Origin of the sequence: Actinacidiphila glaucinigra, from assembly GCF_035918135.1 — a bacterium.
Taxonomy (GTDB): Bacteria; Actinomycetota; Actinomycetes; order Streptomycetales; family Streptomycetaceae; genus Actinacidiphila; species Actinacidiphila glaucinigra.
The window spans coordinates 8327015-8341666 of the sequence record NZ_CP109144.1; the positions used below are offsets into that span (position 1 = coordinate 8327015).

Genomic DNA, 14652 nt, shown 5'->3' on the forward strand with positions numbered 1-14652 from the left:
CGAGGACCGCCCCCGGCCCCGAACCGGTGCCTCACCGGCCGGGCCCGCCAGGTCATTTGGCATCATGCCCGGATGGACCTCGACCTCGTCCCACCCGTCGGCGTCGGCCCACTGCGGATCGGCATGGCCCGCGAAGCCGCCGACGGCGCCCTGGCCTCCTTCCGAGACCCGGCCGCCGTCTCGGAATCCGACCGGCCGGGGCAGCCTGTGTTCCGGCCGAGCGGGTTGATGATCAGCATTCAGTGTTCCCGCGGTGTCCTCGAAGCCGTCGAGCTGGGCAGACCCGTCACCCCGGCGGATCGCGTGCTGTTCCGGGGCCTGGACGTGTTCGCCCTTCCGGCGCGCGAGGTCGTGCGGCGGATGCGCGAGCACACAACGATCGACGAGGACCCGGACGAGCCCGCCTCGTTCGTCGCCCCCGACCTGTTGCTGGCCTTCTGGCGCCCCTTCGCGGCGGACGACGATCCGGAGGAGGAACAGGGCCACTACTTCGGCTCGGTCCTCCTGGCGGAGCCGGGCTACTACGACACCCCCGCCCAGGCCTTGGAGCGATCCCGCGCTTCGGCCGGACGGGAATCGGCGCCGCCCGGACGGTGAGCGCGGCGCACGAGCTCCGTCTGCGCGATGCGCACCACCTCGTCCGACGGCGTCGCGGGGCTCAGGACGAGGGGGAGGGGGTGCTCGCGTCCCGGTTCCCGCCGGGGGCGGGGGTCGTCATCCCGGGTTGCTGGAGGGCGGCCCGTACGGCGGGAAGCGTCAGGACCACGGCCACCGCGGCGAGTTGCCAGACCGCGCCGAAACCCAGCACCCCGCCCACGCCGACCAGGACGGACACCGGCCCGGCCGCGGCGAGTCCCACCGGCCCGAGCGCGAAGGCACCGAAGGCGCCGTACGCGCTGACCCGGGCGAGCGCGCCGGGCGGCACCTGCGACTGAGTGACCGTCGTGTAGAGGGTGCCGCACACGGACGAGCCGGCACCGGCCGTCAGTGCGGCGGCGCAGATCCACGGCAGCGGCAGCCCGGCGGCGAGGGCGGCCGACGGCATCGCCCAGCCCAGGGTGGCGGCGGTGCCCACGAACAGCGGGCGGCGGGGCCGGCGCCCCAGCATCGCGAGCCCGCCCGCCACCGCACCCGCCCCGTACAGGGCCATGACCAGGCCCCAGGAAGCAGGACCGCCGAGGTCCCGCTGGGCCACCAGCGGCCCGAGGACGAGGAACGGCGCCCACACGAGGAGGTTGAACAGGCAGACGTGGACCGAGGTGACCCACAGCCAGGTGCGGGAACGGAACTCCGTCCAGCCCTCCCGTAGTTCGGCGACGAAGGACGAGGCGGGCCCGGCGTCCCGGACGGTGCGCGGCAGCAGGAGCAACGCGATGACGCTCACTCCGTAGCTGACGGCGTCCACGGCCAGGACCGCCGAGGCGCCCGCGGCCGCCGTGATGACGCCGGCGAGCGCAGGGCCCGCGATCGAGGCCGCCGAACGGGCCACACCGAGCAGCGCGTTGCCGTCGGAGAGCGCGTCGCGCCGGACGATGCGCGGGACGAGCGCGTCGAGGGCCGGGGTGAACAGGGCCTCGGCCGCGCCCCAGACGGCGACCAGCGCGATCAGCGTCGCCATGTGCGGATCGCCGCCGAGCAGGGCGAGGGCCAGGCCGGCCTGGCTGAGACACCGTGTGACGTCCGCGGCGAGCATCACCTGCCTGCTGCCCCAGCGGTCGGTGAGGACGCCGCCGGCGAGCAGTACGAGCACCAGCGGCAGGATCCGGGCCGCGAGCACCAGGCCGAGTTCGGTGCCACCTCCGCCGGTCTCCAGGATGGCGAAGGCCAGTGCGACGGACGCCATCGACGATCCGAACAGCGAGGTGGCGTAGCCGATGAAGAAGCGACGGAAGTCGCGTTCGCGCAGGACAGGGGGACGGAGTGCGAGTGCCATGGGCGCAGCGTGCGGGCCGCGTGCGGCGACACGCCAGGCCTGCGGAGCAAATTATTGAGTCCGGTCGAATCAACTTATGATGGCTTCGGTTCACGACACAGAGACATTTACTGCGGTGGATCCGCGGGGTGACCGGATCGCCGGATCGTCGGGGGAGGGGTGGGCTTCGTATGACCCAGCCGGTGGAGTACGCCGTCGCCGTCGACCGCTTCCTCGCGGCCTCCGGACTGGGCGCGGGTTCGCGGCGGGTCTACCGGATCGCGCTGGCCACCTGGGCGTGGGGGCTCGTCGACCGTCCACCGCCCGTCGGTGATGGACGCCGCAACGCCGAACCTCCGGCGGTCCCGCTGGCCCTGCTCGACGCACCGGGCACCGTGGGACGGCTCCGCGAGGCTTTCGCGGCACGGTCCGCGGCCGTCGGCGCCCGTACCGCCAACCGCGAACTGTCCGTCCTCAGCAGCGCCGTGACGTGGTGGCGTGCGGCGGGCTGGCTGTCCACCGATCCCACGGACGTCCTGCGCGCGGTGCCCGTGCCGAAGGCGCGGCGAGCCGAGGCCGGACTCGGCGCCGACCAGGTGCGCGAGGTCCTCCGGCTGGCGGCGCCGCTGCGGGAGCAGGCCTTCTGGCATCTGCTCCACGAGACCGGGGCGTCCATCGAACGGCTCCTCGCGCTCGACGTCGACGACCTCGACCTGCCCGGCCGCCGCACCCGCGAGCGCGCGGGGCAGCCGCTGCGCTGGGGGGACGGATCGGCCCGGCTGCTGCCGCTGCTCGTGCTCGGGCGGGTGGACGGGCCGCTGTTCAGGACCGGCCGGGGGCGGCTCTCCTACCGCCGCGCGGCGGAGGTGTTCACCGCCGCCACACGCCCGCTCGAGCCGGGGGGACGCGGCTGGACGCTGCGGCAGCTCCAGGCGGCGGGTCGGCGCTGACGGCTCCCCCGTCCCCTGTCCGCCGTCAGCCGAGGACGCGCAGGGCGCTCTCCACGGCCGCGGCCATCCGTGTGCGGGCGCAGGACAGGTAGCGGCGCGGGTCGACGATGACGGAGTCCGCCGCGAGGACGTCGCGTACCGCGCCGGTGAAGGCGATGTTCAGTGCCGTGCCGATGTTGATCTTGACCATGCCCCCGGCGACGGCCCGGCGCAGCTCGTCGTCGGGCACGCCGGTGGAGCCGTGCAGGACCAGCGGGACGGTCACCGCACCGCGGAGACGGCCGATCAGATCGTGGTCGAGCCGCGCCGTGCGGGTCGTCATGGCGTGCGAGCTGCCGACCGCCACGGCGAGGGCGTCGATCCCGGTGGCCGCCACAAAGGCGGCCGCCTCGGCGGGATCGGTACGGGCGCCCGGGGCGTGCACACCGTCCTTGCCGCCTATCTCGCCGAGTTCCGCCTCCAGCCAGAGGCCGCGGTCGTGCGCCCAGTCCGCGGCGGCGCGGGTGGCGGCGACGTTGCGGGCGTGGGGGAGGGCCGACGCGTCGTACATCACGGAGCCGAAGCCGCAGTCCGCCGCGCGGCGCAGCAGATCCTCGTCGGTGACGTGGTCGAGGTGGAGACCCACGGGGACCGCGGCGGACTCGGCGACCGCGGCGGTCGCGCGGGCGATCGGGGCGAGGGAACCGCCGTGGAAACGGACCGCGTTCTCGCTGACCTGGCAGACCGCGGGCAGCCCGGCGGCCTCCGCGCCGGCGACGACCGCCTCCGCGTGCTCCAGGGTGATGACGTTGAAGGCGCCGATCCCGCGTCCGTCGGCGTGCGCCGCGCGGACGAGTTCGGCGGTGGGGACCAGCGGCATGACGCGGCGACCTCTCGATGGGATGATGTTGCGTGAACGTGATGGTTCAACCCGGAAACACCGCATAAACGTGCGCGGCGGCGCAGGGGCACGGCTCCCGGGCCGGCACACCCGACGACAGGGGACGAGGAGATGGCGGGACCACAGGCCCGATGGAGCGCGCTGCTGGAGATGCTGACCCGGGACGGGAGCGTCGAGGTCGAACCGGCCGCCGCCGAACTGGCGGTCTCCGCCGCGACGATCCGGCGCGACCTGGACGAACTGGCCCGGCAGAACATGGTCACCCGCACCCACGGCGGCGCGGTGATCAATGCGATCGCCTACGACCTGCCCCTGCGCTACAAGGCCGCCCGCAATGCCCCGGAGAAGGAGCGCATCGCCCGGGCGGCCGCGGCCCTGGTGAAGCCGGGCACAGTGGTGGGGCTCAACGGAGGTACCACGACCACCGAGGTGGCCCGGGCTCTCGCCGCGCGTGCCGACCTCGCCGGCGACGGGGCGGAGCCCGCGCTCACGGTCGTCACCAACGCGCTCAACATCGCGGGCGAACTGGCCGTCCGGCGGCACGTGAAGCTGGTGGTGACCGGCGGCGTCGCCCGCCCGGCCTCGTACGAGCTGATCGGGCCGCTGGCCGCGGAACTGCTCGCGCAGCTCACCCTCGATCTGGTCTTCCTCGGAGTGGACGCCGTCGACGTCACCCAGGGTGCGGCGGCCCGGCACGAGGGAGAGGCGAGCATCAACCGGGCGCTCGCCCGGCGCGCCGAGCGGGTGGTGGTGGTCGCCGACGCGTCCAAGTTGGGGAAGCGGGCCTTCGCGCGGATCTGCCCGGTGGAGGACGTCGACGTCCTGGTGACGGACGGGAACGCCCCGGCCTCGCTCGTCGAGCCCTTCTCGGCGGCCGGAGTCGAGGTACTCCGGGCCTGACCGGGCCTGCCGTCGCACCGGCCACCTCCCCCTTCGCCGTCTCGCCGTCCATGAAGAAGCATGCAATTTTCTGCAGGAAAATTGCTAGAGTCGAGCAACTTCACACATGATGATCGGCCGGGCGTGCTCGGTGTCAAGGGCCGCCGGACAGGGACGGAGTCCATCGATGAGTCAGAGTGAGACCCGGAACGAGAGCCGGACCAGGACCAGGACCGAGACCGAGACAGCGACGCAGCCGGACTGCTGGCGCCGCGCCGTCGCGCTCGCGGGCGACGGGGAAGCACCCTGGCGGGCCGCGATGCCCCGGCCCGGTGAGCGGGTCGCGGTCGTGGGCTGCGGCACCTCGTGGTTCATGGGGCACGCCTACGCGGTGCTCCGCGAGACCGCGGGCCAGGGCGAGACGGACGCCTTCGCCGCGTCGGAGATGCCGGCCGGCCGGTCCTACGACCGGGTCCTCGCCCTTACCCGGTCCGGTACGACGACCGAGGTGCTGGAGGTGCTGGCCCGGCTGCGCGGCACCACCTCCACGGTGGCCGTCACCGCCGACCCCGCCACCCCCGTCATGGAACTGGCCGACGCGGCGGTGGTGCTGGACTTCGCCGACGAGACCTCGGTCGTCCAGACCCGCTTCGCCACCACCGAACTCGTCCTGCTGCGCACGCTGCTCGGGGAGGACCTCGCAGGTCTGCCCGCGCAGGCGGAGGACGCGCTCGCCGCGCCGCTGCCCAAAGGGCTGCTGGAGACCGAGCAGTTCACCTTCCTCGGCCGTGGCTGGGCCTACGATGTGGCACAGGAGGCGGCGCTCAAGATGCGGGAGGCGTCCGGCGCCTGGACGGAGGCGTACCCGGTCATGGAGTACCGGCACGGCCCGATCAGCGTCACCGGGCCCGGCCGGGTGGCGTGGTGGTTCGGCGACCCCGCGGACCTTCCGGCGGGGCTGGAGGGGGAGATCGCGCGCACCGGCGGCCGCCTGGTCGCCCTGGGACGCGACCCCCTCGCCGACCTGGTCGTCGTGCAGCGGCTGGCCGCCGCGCTCGGCGCGGCGCGCGGCCTCGACCCGGACGCGCCCCGGCACCTCACGCGCTCGGTGGTCCTCGCGGACGACCGGGGCTGACGGCCGGGCCGTCGTCCGTACGCCGGAACGCGGATGCCGTCCCCGCCCCGAGGAGGGGCGGGGACGGCATCAGGCGAGGACCGTGACCGTCAGGCCTTGGCCCACTTCTGGTTCTGCGTCCCGTAGCACGTCCACAGCTGGAGCGGGGTGCCGCTGGACGTGCCCTTGTCGAGCACGTCGACGCACTTGTTCTTGTTGGTCAGGTCGCTCGAGGTGTTGAGCCTGAACTGCTGGGCCCAGCCGCCGTTGCAGCGGGCCAGCTGTATGACCGCACCGTCGGTGAACGAGGCGCCGGCCAGGTCCATGCACATGCCGAAGGCGCGGATGGTGCCGTCGGAGCGGAAGTCCCACTTCTGCCAGGCGCCGCCGTCGCAGTCCTGGATCTGCAGCCGGGCGCCGTCGCGGCCGGTGCTGTTCTTCGCGCCGCTGACCGCGATGCAGCGGCCGCTCTGCACGCTGCGGATCCGCACACCGGGCACGGTGGCGGTCTGCTGTGTCTTGGTCGGCGTGGGGTTGCCGGCAGACGAACCCGATCCGGACCCCGACGAGCCGCCGGAGCCTCCGGTGGCCGAACCACCGCCGGAGCCGCCCGTGGCCGATCCGCCGCTGCCGCTGGTTCCGCCGCTTCCGCTTCCGCTTCCGCTGCCGCCGGTGCCGCCGGTGCCGCCGCCCACGGCCGGCAGGCCGCCGCCGGTGCCGCCCGAAGAACCGCCGCTGTTCAACTGCCCCTGCGACCCGGTCACCGGAGCGTTGTTCTTGCCCGTGGTGGCGGAGCCCTTTGAGCCGTTCGCGCCGGGCGACGCCGGCAGGACGCCGTTCTGCGAGGCGCTGGGCGCGACGGCCGCCACCGGGTCGCCCTTGCCGCCCCCGTCGGGCAGCACATCGATTCGCGCCATCAAGGGCACGACCAGCACCGCGCAGCCGATGACGGCCGAGGTGGTCGCCAGTACACTCCACGCCCGCCGGTCCGGCAGCAGCCGCCGGTGCGGCAGGGAGGGGCGTCGGGCGAAGGTGTCCGCGAAGCGGGGCTCGGCCCCGTCGAGAACCTCGGGGTCCCGTGGATCGGGATGGGGAGGCACGTGGTCTCCTGTCGGATCGGGAGTCTGCGCGGAAGCGTAGGGCGCGCGTCCGCCCATCGATTTCGGCAAGGTGAACATTAGTTTAAAATTTCACCAAGTGTGACAGCGAATGATCGAATATGCGCCAACACTGTGGTCAGAGCATCTCGTTCAGCAGCTTAATCTGTACGCCATGTGTGTGAACGAGTCCGACCGTCGTGAGGGCGGGGCGGACATCCCCGCCGGGCACGACACCGGCGACGCCGACGAACACAGCGCTGTCGCCAGCCTGATCATCGCCGAGCGGGACAGCCTGCGAAGGTTCGTCATCGGCCTGATGGGCCGCGACGTGCATGCCGCGGAGGACGTGCTCCAGGAGACCATGCTGCGCGCCCTGCAGCGCGCCGGACGGCTGGACGTGCACGAGCGGCCGGTCCGCATGTGGCTCTTCCGGGTCGCCCGCAATCTCGTGGTCGACCACCGCCGCCGCGACCGCGCCGTGCCCGTCGGCATCACCGCCGCGGACTTCGCGGGTACCGCCCTCGAGCACGCCGGCGACCACGCCGGCCTCGTCGAGGACCGCTCCGTGCTGCTCGCCGCGCTGAGCGCCCTGGCCCCCGCACACCGCGAGGCGGTCGTCCGGGTGCACGTGATGGACCAGACCGGAGCCGACGCCGCCGCCGAACTGGGCGTGCCGCGGGGCACTGTCAAGTCCCGCACCCACCATGGTGTGCGGGCCCTGCGGGCCGAACTCGCCCGCCGAGGCGTGGACGGAGTGGCCGCGTGAACGTTCCCGCAGGCTGGACGCGGCTCATCGGACTCATCGGGCTGCTGATCCTCGTCGTCGTCCTGGCGCACTGGATCGTCCGCCGCAAGGGCGGCTGGGGCGCACTGCGCCGCCGCGTGGTGCGCGAACTGAGGACGGCCGCCCGCGCCTTCGCCACACCGGTCCGTACGGAACTGCGGCACCGCCGCGGTCTGCGGGTGCTCGGCCGCCTGCTCCGCGACACCGCCGGCTGGACGGACGGCGCGACCGCGCTGCGCCGCGCCGCCGCCGCACGCCCCGACGCGCGGCCGTACGCGGCGCTCCTCGGCACCGACGTCGTCGGCGTCTACGCCGCCCACGGCCACGGCGAGTCCGCGCTGCCCGAACCGTGGGCCCGGGACGCGGCCGAACCGCGGCTGTGGTGGATCAGCCGCGCCGACCTCGCCGCCGCACCGGAGACCGGGCGCGACGGCGACGCCCCCGTGCTGGTCTGCCTCGGCAGGTCCGGTACCGACGCGGTGCTGCTCGACCTGGCGGCCGTTCCCCCGGCGGTGTCCGTCACCGGTGAACGCCGTACCGCCCGCGCGGTCCTCCAGGCCCTCGCCGCGCAACTCGACGCCCGCCTCCCCGCGGGCCGTGTCGTGGTCGGCGCCGGGGTGCACCCCCGGCACGACGGCCCCGCCGACGTCTTCGAGCGGCCCGGCGCCGGCTACGCCGTGAGCGCCGAGGCACCGGAACGCAACCGGCCGGCCGGCATGCGCCTGCTCACCCTGGGCGTCGCCCACCACAGCACCCTGATCCTGGAGGCGGACCGGGACGGCCACCTGCGCCTGCACGGCGGCCCGCCCGCCCTCACCGTCGACGCCCTGCCCCTGGCCCGTGTCGTCTCCCGGCTGGTGCACACCCTGCCGCCCGTCCCCGGGGACGACGGGGGCGCCGGCCCCAACCCGCCGAAGACGCTCCACGCCCTGTCCGCCGACGACGACCTCGTCGAGACCGGGCTCCCGCCCACCGCCATGGCCGTCTCCGCGACCGCCCCCCGGCCCGAGCCCGCCCCGGCCACCGCCGCCCCCGCCGCCGCAGAACCCGGCGACGAGGACGGCGACCTCGCCGAGCCGACCGCATTCGGACCGGCGGGCGTCTCCGCCGCCACCGCACGCTCCTCGTCCTCGTGACGCCCGAACTGGGAAGACCGTGAACCTCACCATCACCACCGTCGACGGCGTGGACGGCGCGCGCCGCGACCACCTCGTAGGGCTGCCCGCACGCACCACCGTCGCGGACCTCTCGGAGGCCGTGGACGGGGCGCGAACCCGCGACCTCTACCTCGACGGCCACCGGCTCGACCCCGACGCGTCCGTCGCCGCGGCGGGACTGCGCGAAGGCGGCGTCCTGGGCCTGGGCGCCCCCGGCACGGACCCCGACCGGGTCCGCGTCGGCGCGGAGGCCGACGCCGGACCGGTGCTCGCCGAGGTCCACGTGGTCTCCGGACCGCAGGCCGGGCGCACCTGGCGGCTCGGGTTCGGCAGCCACGAGATCGGCTCCGGGCCGCTCTGCGCGATCCGCCTCGAGGGCGACGGCGTCCCCGAGGGCGGTCTGTGGGTGACAATCGGCGCGGACGGCTCCGCGCACTGGCACCGCACCGGTACCGCGCCCGGCGACGAGGTGCGCGGCCGGGTCGCCGCGCCCCCGCCCGACGACGCGGTTACCGCGCTGCGCCGCACCCGTCCGCACAAGGTCACCACCGAGCGCACCGCCGCCCAGGGACAGCCCGTGCCGTGGCCGCCCGGCGAGGACCTGACCGTCGGCTCCGTCCTGCTGAGGATGAGCGCGCCGGTCGAGGCGGACGCCGCCGTCACCGAGTCCGCGGACGGCTTCGGCATCGATTACAACCGTCCGCCGCGGATCGCCCCGCACCTGGACGGCGAGCGGGTGCGGCTGCCCTCGCCGCCCTCGGCCCCCGCCAAGCGGCCCTTCCCCGCGGCCATGATGATCGCCCCTGTGATCATGGGCTTCTTCATGGTCGCCATCTTCAAGTCGTACTACTTCCTCGCCTTCATCCTGCTCGGGCCGATGATGATGGTCTCCAACTGGGTCACCGGCCGCCGCTCGGCCCGGAAGGAGTACGAGGAGGCGGACCGGCAGTACAACCGGCGCCGCGTCGTGGTCGAGGACGGTGTCCGCGAGGCCGTCGCCCGCGAGCGCCGGATACGCCACGTCACCGCCCCCGACCCCGCCGCCGTCGCCCTGATGGCCACCGGGCCGGGCAGCCGGCTGTGGGAGCGGCGCCGCCACGACCCCGACCACCTCGTGCTGCGGCTGGGCACCGCCGACCAGCCCTCGCTGCGCGAACTCGAGGACCCCGCCCGCGACGAGAACCACCGCACCATCCGCTGGAACATCCCCGACGCCCCCATCGGCATGGACCTCACCGGCCACGGCGTGGTGGGCGTGGCCGGCCCCGCCGCCGAGGTGCAGCCGCTCGCCCGCTGGATGGCCGTGCAGGCGGCGGTGCTGCACACCCCCCGCGACCTGCGGATCGTGCTGCTCACCGATTCCAGCCGGGCCGGCGACTGGGCCTGGGTGCGCTGGCTCCCGCACGTGCGGCCCGCCGCGCCCGGCGGCCCGCTCGTCCTGATCGGCAACGACCCCGAGTCGACCGCGGCCCGCGTGTCGGAACTGGTCGCGCAGATCCAGGTGCGCAAGCGGGCCACGGGTTCCGACCGCAACGCCGCCCTCGTCGGCCCCGACGTCCTGGTGATCGCCGACGGCGCCCGACGGCTGCGCGACGTGCCCGGCATGGTCCAGGTCCTCACCGAGGGCCCGGCCACGCGCGTCTTCAGCCTGTGCCTCGACGAGCAGGAGCGGCTGCTGCCCGAGGAGAGCACCGGAGTCGTGCTCGCCGAGGCCGGCCGGCTCACCGTCAAGCGTCCCGGCACGCCCGAGGTCCCGGGGGTCCGCGCGGACCAGGTCACGCCCGAGTGGTGCGAGCAGGTCGCCCGAGCCGTGGCGCCGGTCCGCGACGTCAGCCCCGAGCACGACGCGGGACTCCCGCAGCGCGTGAAGTTGCTGGACCTGCTGAACCAGGAACCGCCCAGCGCCGAGAAGATCCTGGCGGGCTGGCGGTCCCGTCCCGCCGCCACCTCCTTCGTGCTCGGCAGCGGCTTCGAGGGCCCGTTCTCCCTCGACCTCGTCCAGGACGGCCCGCACGGACTGGTCGCCGGTACCACCGGCTCCGGAAAGTCCGAGCTGCTGCAGACCTTCGTCGCCTCCCTCGCCACCGCCAACCGGCCCGACGAGCTGACCTTCGTCCTCGTCGACTACAAGGGCGGCAGCGCCTTCAAGGAGTGCGCGAACCTGCCGCACACCCTCGGCATGGTCACCGACCTCGACGCCCACCTGGTCGAGCGCGCCCTGGAGTCGCTGGGCGCCGAGCTGATGCGGCGTGAGCACGTCCTGGCCGCGGCCGACGCCAAGGACCTCCCCGAGTACCAGGCCAAGCGCGCCGCCGACCCCACGCTCGCGCCGCTTCCGCGGCTCCTGCTGGTCATCGACGAGTTCGCCACCCTGGTGCGCGAGGTGCCCGACTTCGTCCCCGGACTCATCAGCATCGCCCAGCGCGGCCGGTCGCTCGGCATCCACCTGATCCTGGCCACCCAGCGTCCCGCCGGTGTGGTGACCGCCGACATCCGCGCCAACACCAACCTCCGGATCGCGCTGCGGGTCACCGACACGTCCGAGAGCCAGGACGTCATCGACGTCAACGACGCCGTCGACATCTCCGCCACCACCCCCGGCCGTGCCCTCGTCCGGCGAGGCCCCAAGTCCGCGGACCCCTTCCAGACCGCGTGGGTGGGCGCCGAGCGCCCGCGCCCGAAGTCCGCCGAGGAGACCGAGGCCGACAGCGGCACCCGCAAGCCCGTCGTGGCGTCGGAGCTGTCCTGGGACGCGCTCGGCCGGGCCGCGGCGCCGGCTGCGTCCGAGGTCGTCCTCACCCAGAGCGTCCAGGCGCCCGCCCCCACCGACCTGCAGGTGCTGGTGGACGAGATCCGCGGGGCCGCCGACCAGATCGAGGACTACACCCCGCAGCCGAGTCCCTGGCTGCCCGCGCTGGAACGCCGGGTCCTGCTCGACGACCTCGACGCGATGAACCCCGTCCGCGAGGGACGCCTGCTCATCCCGTACGCCCTGGAGGACGTGCCGCAGCTGCAGCAGCGCCACGTGGCCGCGGCCGACCTCAGCAGCTTCGGCCACCTGTACGTCATCGGCGCCCCCCGCTCCGGCCGCACCCAGGTGCTGCGCACCCTGGCCGGCTCCGCGGCCCGCCACCAGAGCACCGCCGACGTGCACTTCTACGGCATCGACGCGGCCGGCGGCGGCCTGGCCGCGCTCACCACCCTCCCGCACTGCGGCGCGGTCGTCCCCCGCCACGACACCGAGCGGCTGGAACGGCTGCTGCGCCGCCTCAACCAGGAACTCGTCCACCGCCAGGAACTGGCGCAGCAGCACAGCGCCACCGGCATCGACGAACTGCGCAAGGTGCTCCCGAAGGCCGAACGCCCCGCGCACATCCTGCTGCTCGTCGACGGCTGGGACGCGCTGTCGGCCATGCTCGACGAGCACGAGTACAGCCACATGTACCAGGACATGGTCCGCCTGGTGCGCGAAGGCGCCGGCGCCGGCATCCACTTCGTCGGCACCTCCGAACGCTCCCTGCTCAGCGGCCGCATGGCGGCGCACAACGACCACCGGCTGCTCCTGCGGCCCGGCGACCGCTCCGACGTCCAGGCCGTCGGCATGAAGCCCGGCAAGCTGCCGGCGGAGATCCCGCCCGGCCGCGGCTGGCACGTCCTGACCGGCACCGAGACCCAGATCGCGCTGCTCGCCCCCGGCGGCGGCACCGAGCAGGTCGAGGCACTGCGCAAGATCGGGGCCGCGGCACTCAAGCGCGACGCGCGGGTGCCGCAGGCGCGGCGCCCCTTCACGGTGGCCTCGCTGCCGCGGTCGGCGGAGTTCGCCGATGTCTACGACAAGGTGCCCGCCGGGCAGCGGCGGCCCCTGTGGGGCCTGCTGGGCATCGGCGGCGACGGCGGAGAGCCGGTCGGCGTGGACCTCGCGGGCGCGTCCGCGGTGTTCGGCGTCATCGGCCCCACCGGGTCCGGGCGCAGCAACACGCTGGCCTCGCTGGCGGTCTCGCTGCTCGCCGGGGGCACCTCGCTGGTCGTCCTCACCCCGCGCGAGTCCCCGCTGCGCGGACTCAGCCGGCACACCACGGTCCGCGTCATCACCGACACCGAACCGACCGAGGAGGCGGTGCGCTCCGCGCTCGCCGCGCTGCCCGGCCCGCGGGTGGTGATCGTCGACGACGCCGACCTGCTGGCGATGTCCGGCGCGGACAAGCTCCTCAAGGAGATCACGGTGTCCGGCCGCGACCAGGGCCTCGGCCTCGTCTACGCCGCGACCGCCGACGGTGTCCAGGGCGGCATGAGCGGCTGGATGTCCAGCGCCCGCAAGGCCCGCCGCGGCCTGCTGCTCGGCCCGAAGAGCACCACCGAGGGCGACCTGATCGGCGTGCGGCTGCCGCACGCCGTCACCCGGGTGGCACCCCACGCGGGCCGCGGCTGGACCGCGGGACCGGGCAACGAGGTGATGGCACTCCAGGTGCCGCTGACCTCGCTCCGCACGGAGTGAAGCCCGTGCCGTGGCCCGCACCGCGGTGCGGGCCACGGCACGGGCCCCGGACACCACGAAGGGCCGGGCGGGAGACGACTCCCGCCCGGCCCTTCGCGCGCGTCCCCTACTTCTTGTTGAAGTTGTTCGCGACCTGGGTGTCGAAGTCCTCGGCGCCCTTGGCGATCGAGGTGAACGCCTCACCGAAGTTCTCCAGGCCGTGGATGGCCTGGGTGAGGCTTCCCGTGAACTGCTCGTAGGCGTCACGGATGGCGGGGCTGGCCTGGGGCAGCACCAGCTCGTCGTTGAGCATGCTCTCGACCTGGCCCTTCAGGCTCCCGAGCCGGGTCATCCACTCCTGGCAGGTGGCCGCGTGAATCGCCGCCCGCTGCCGGACGTCCTCGGGAACGATGTGAATCGCAGGCATTGCGTCGCCTTTCTGTTGTGATGACCGGCCTGGGGGTGGTGTCCCCGATCAGGCGATCCTGGGGTTGGTGCCGCCGTGGGTACCCGGATTCTGCGGATGAGTGTCCGGGTTGTTGGGGTTCTTCGGGTCTTCGGGGCCGCCGCCCGGCTTGTCGCCGCCGGACCACGTCCACTCCGGTGCCTTCCCGTCGGCGCCCTTGGGGCCGCGGGTGTACTCGGTGTGGCTGCCGTCGCTGCCGGTGACGGTCATGGAGCCGCTGCCGTCGCCGTTGATGTTGGCCACCGTGTGCGAGGTGCTGCCGTCGGGATACTTGGTGTCCGTCGTGTAGCTCGGACCGTTGTAGTCGGTGGTGGAGGTGTACTCGCTGCCGTCGTACTTGACGGTGGTCACTTCCTTGATGACGTTGCCGTCCTTGTCGACCTCCACGTGGGAGTCGATCGAACCGTTCGGCGTGTCGACGTGGAAGTCGGGCGGCGTGTCACCGGGATTCGTGGCGGAGCAGAAGTCCGGCAGTTTGCCGGGCCCCTCGCACTCCTTGAGGTGGCTCTGCTTGTAGTCCCACAGGTCTTTCTTCTGCCGCCAGTTCTGAACGTGCAGATTGGCGCTCATCACACCCATCTCGGCGCCCAGCTCGCGGTCGAACTCGCGGAACGCCTCGCCCACGCCGCCGAAGGCGCCGGCCAGCTCCTTCAGGCCCTTGTCCGCGCGTTTCATGGTGCTGCTCGCGTTGGTGTGGAAGAGCGACATCGCACTGGCGACGCCCTCGTGCCCGAGGATCGCCTCCGCCTCACCGCTGCCCGAGCCGAGGCGGCCGAAGACGCCCTTGGTGATGAGCGGGTCGATCTCGCCCGCCAGGGCGTCCAGGTCGCGCTTGGCCGCGTTGAGGACGTCGTAGTCGATTTTGATCTCGGGCACAGGGGACCTCCGGACGGTCCTTGGAGAATCCGGTCACCACGACCACGCACCACGCCCCCC

The 14652-nt window shown here is 73.8% G+C and carries 12 protein-coding genes; 7 read left to right on the plus strand and 5 right to left on the minus strand.

The window, feature by feature from the left end:
* Positions 1-72 precede the first annotated feature (72 nt).
* Positions 73-597: a hypothetical protein gene (locus OIE69_RS37890; RefSeq protein ID WP_326579465.1), complete on the plus strand. Its 525-nt coding sequence runs from the start codon at positions 73-75 to the stop codon at positions 595-597.
* A gap of 61 nt (positions 598-658) precedes the next feature.
* Here the strand turns inward: OIE69_RS37890 and OIE69_RS37895 are convergent, their stop codons facing one another.
* Positions 659-1933, minus strand: a complete 1275-nt coding sequence (locus OIE69_RS37895) for an MFS transporter (RefSeq protein WP_326579468.1) — start codon at positions 1931-1933, stop codon at positions 659-661.
* 170 nt (positions 1934-2103) lie between these two features.
* On the opposite strand from OIE69_RS37895, the gene OIE69_RS37900 reads away from it, so the two are divergent.
* On the plus strand, positions 2104-2862 hold the full coding sequence (locus tag OIE69_RS37900; RefSeq protein ID WP_326579470.1) for a hypothetical protein: 759 nt from the start codon (positions 2104-2106) through the stop codon (positions 2860-2862).
* A gap of 25 nt (positions 2863-2887) precedes the next feature.
* On the opposite strand, the gene OIE69_RS37905 is transcribed toward OIE69_RS37900, so the two are convergent.
* On the minus strand, positions 2888-3721 hold the full coding sequence (locus OIE69_RS37905; RefSeq protein ID WP_326579472.1) for a class II fructose-bisphosphate aldolase: 834 nt from the start codon (positions 3719-3721) through the stop codon (positions 2888-2890).
* Between the two features lie 132 nt (positions 3722-3853).
* Between OIE69_RS37905 and OIE69_RS37910 the strand changes: the two genes are divergently transcribed.
* Together OIE69_RS37910 and OIE69_RS37915 are read left to right on the plus strand one after the other, a co-directional pair.
* Positions 3854-4642 carry a DeoR/GlpR family DNA-binding transcription regulator gene (locus tag OIE69_RS37910; RefSeq protein WP_326579474.1) on the plus strand — a complete coding sequence of 263 codons (789 nt, stop codon included), beginning with the start codon at positions 3854-3856 and terminating at the stop codon, positions 4640-4642.
* A 166-nt stretch (positions 4643-4808) separates the two neighbouring features.
* Positions 4809-5756, plus strand: a complete 948-nt coding sequence (locus OIE69_RS37915) for an SIS domain-containing protein (RefSeq protein WP_326579476.1) — start codon at positions 4809-4811, stop codon at positions 5754-5756.
* An 89-nt stretch (positions 5757-5845) separates the two neighbouring features.
* On the opposite strand, the gene OIE69_RS37920 is transcribed toward OIE69_RS37915, so the two are convergent.
* Entirely contained in the window at positions 5846-6835 is a 990-nt protein-coding gene (locus tag OIE69_RS37920) for a ricin-type beta-trefoil lectin domain protein (protein ID WP_326579478.1), read from the minus strand.
* A 172-nt stretch (positions 6836-7007) separates the two neighbouring features.
* Here OIE69_RS37920 and OIE69_RS37925 point away from each other — a divergent pair, with 172 nt between their 5' ends.
* From OIE69_RS37925 to OIE69_RS37935, 3 genes are read left to right on the plus strand one after another with little or no spacing between them, the layout of a single operon-like run.
* Positions 7008-7601 (plus strand): sigma-70 family RNA polymerase sigma factor, encoded by a 594-nt coding sequence (locus tag OIE69_RS37925; RefSeq protein ID WP_326579480.1) that lies wholly within the window; start codon positions 7008-7010, stop codon positions 7599-7601.
* Entirely contained in the window at positions 7598-8755 is a 1158-nt protein-coding gene (locus OIE69_RS37930) for a hypothetical protein (RefSeq protein WP_326579482.1), read from the plus strand. Before OIE69_RS37925 ends, OIE69_RS37930 begins: the two co-directional genes overlap by 4 nt.
* A gap of 19 nt (positions 8756-8774) precedes the next feature.
* Positions 8775-13271 carry an FtsK/SpoIIIE domain-containing protein gene (locus OIE69_RS37935; RefSeq protein ID WP_326579484.1) on the plus strand — a complete coding sequence of 1499 codons (4497 nt, stop codon included), beginning with the start codon at positions 8775-8777 and terminating at the stop codon, positions 13269-13271.
* A gap of 106 nt (positions 13272-13377) precedes the next feature.
* On the opposite strand, the gene OIE69_RS37940 is transcribed toward OIE69_RS37935, so the two are convergent.
* Both OIE69_RS37940 and OIE69_RS37945 read right to left on the minus strand, forming a co-directional pair.
* Complete coding sequence (locus OIE69_RS37940) at positions 13378-13677, minus strand: hypothetical protein (RefSeq protein ID WP_326579486.1); 300 nt, start codon at positions 13675-13677, stop codon at positions 13378-13380.
* 48 nt (positions 13678-13725) lie between these two features.
* A complete protein-coding gene (locus OIE69_RS37945; RefSeq protein ID WP_326579488.1) occupies positions 13726-14592 on the minus strand; it encodes a hypothetical protein in 867 nt (288 codons plus the stop codon).
* Positions 14593-14652 lie beyond the last annotated feature (60 nt).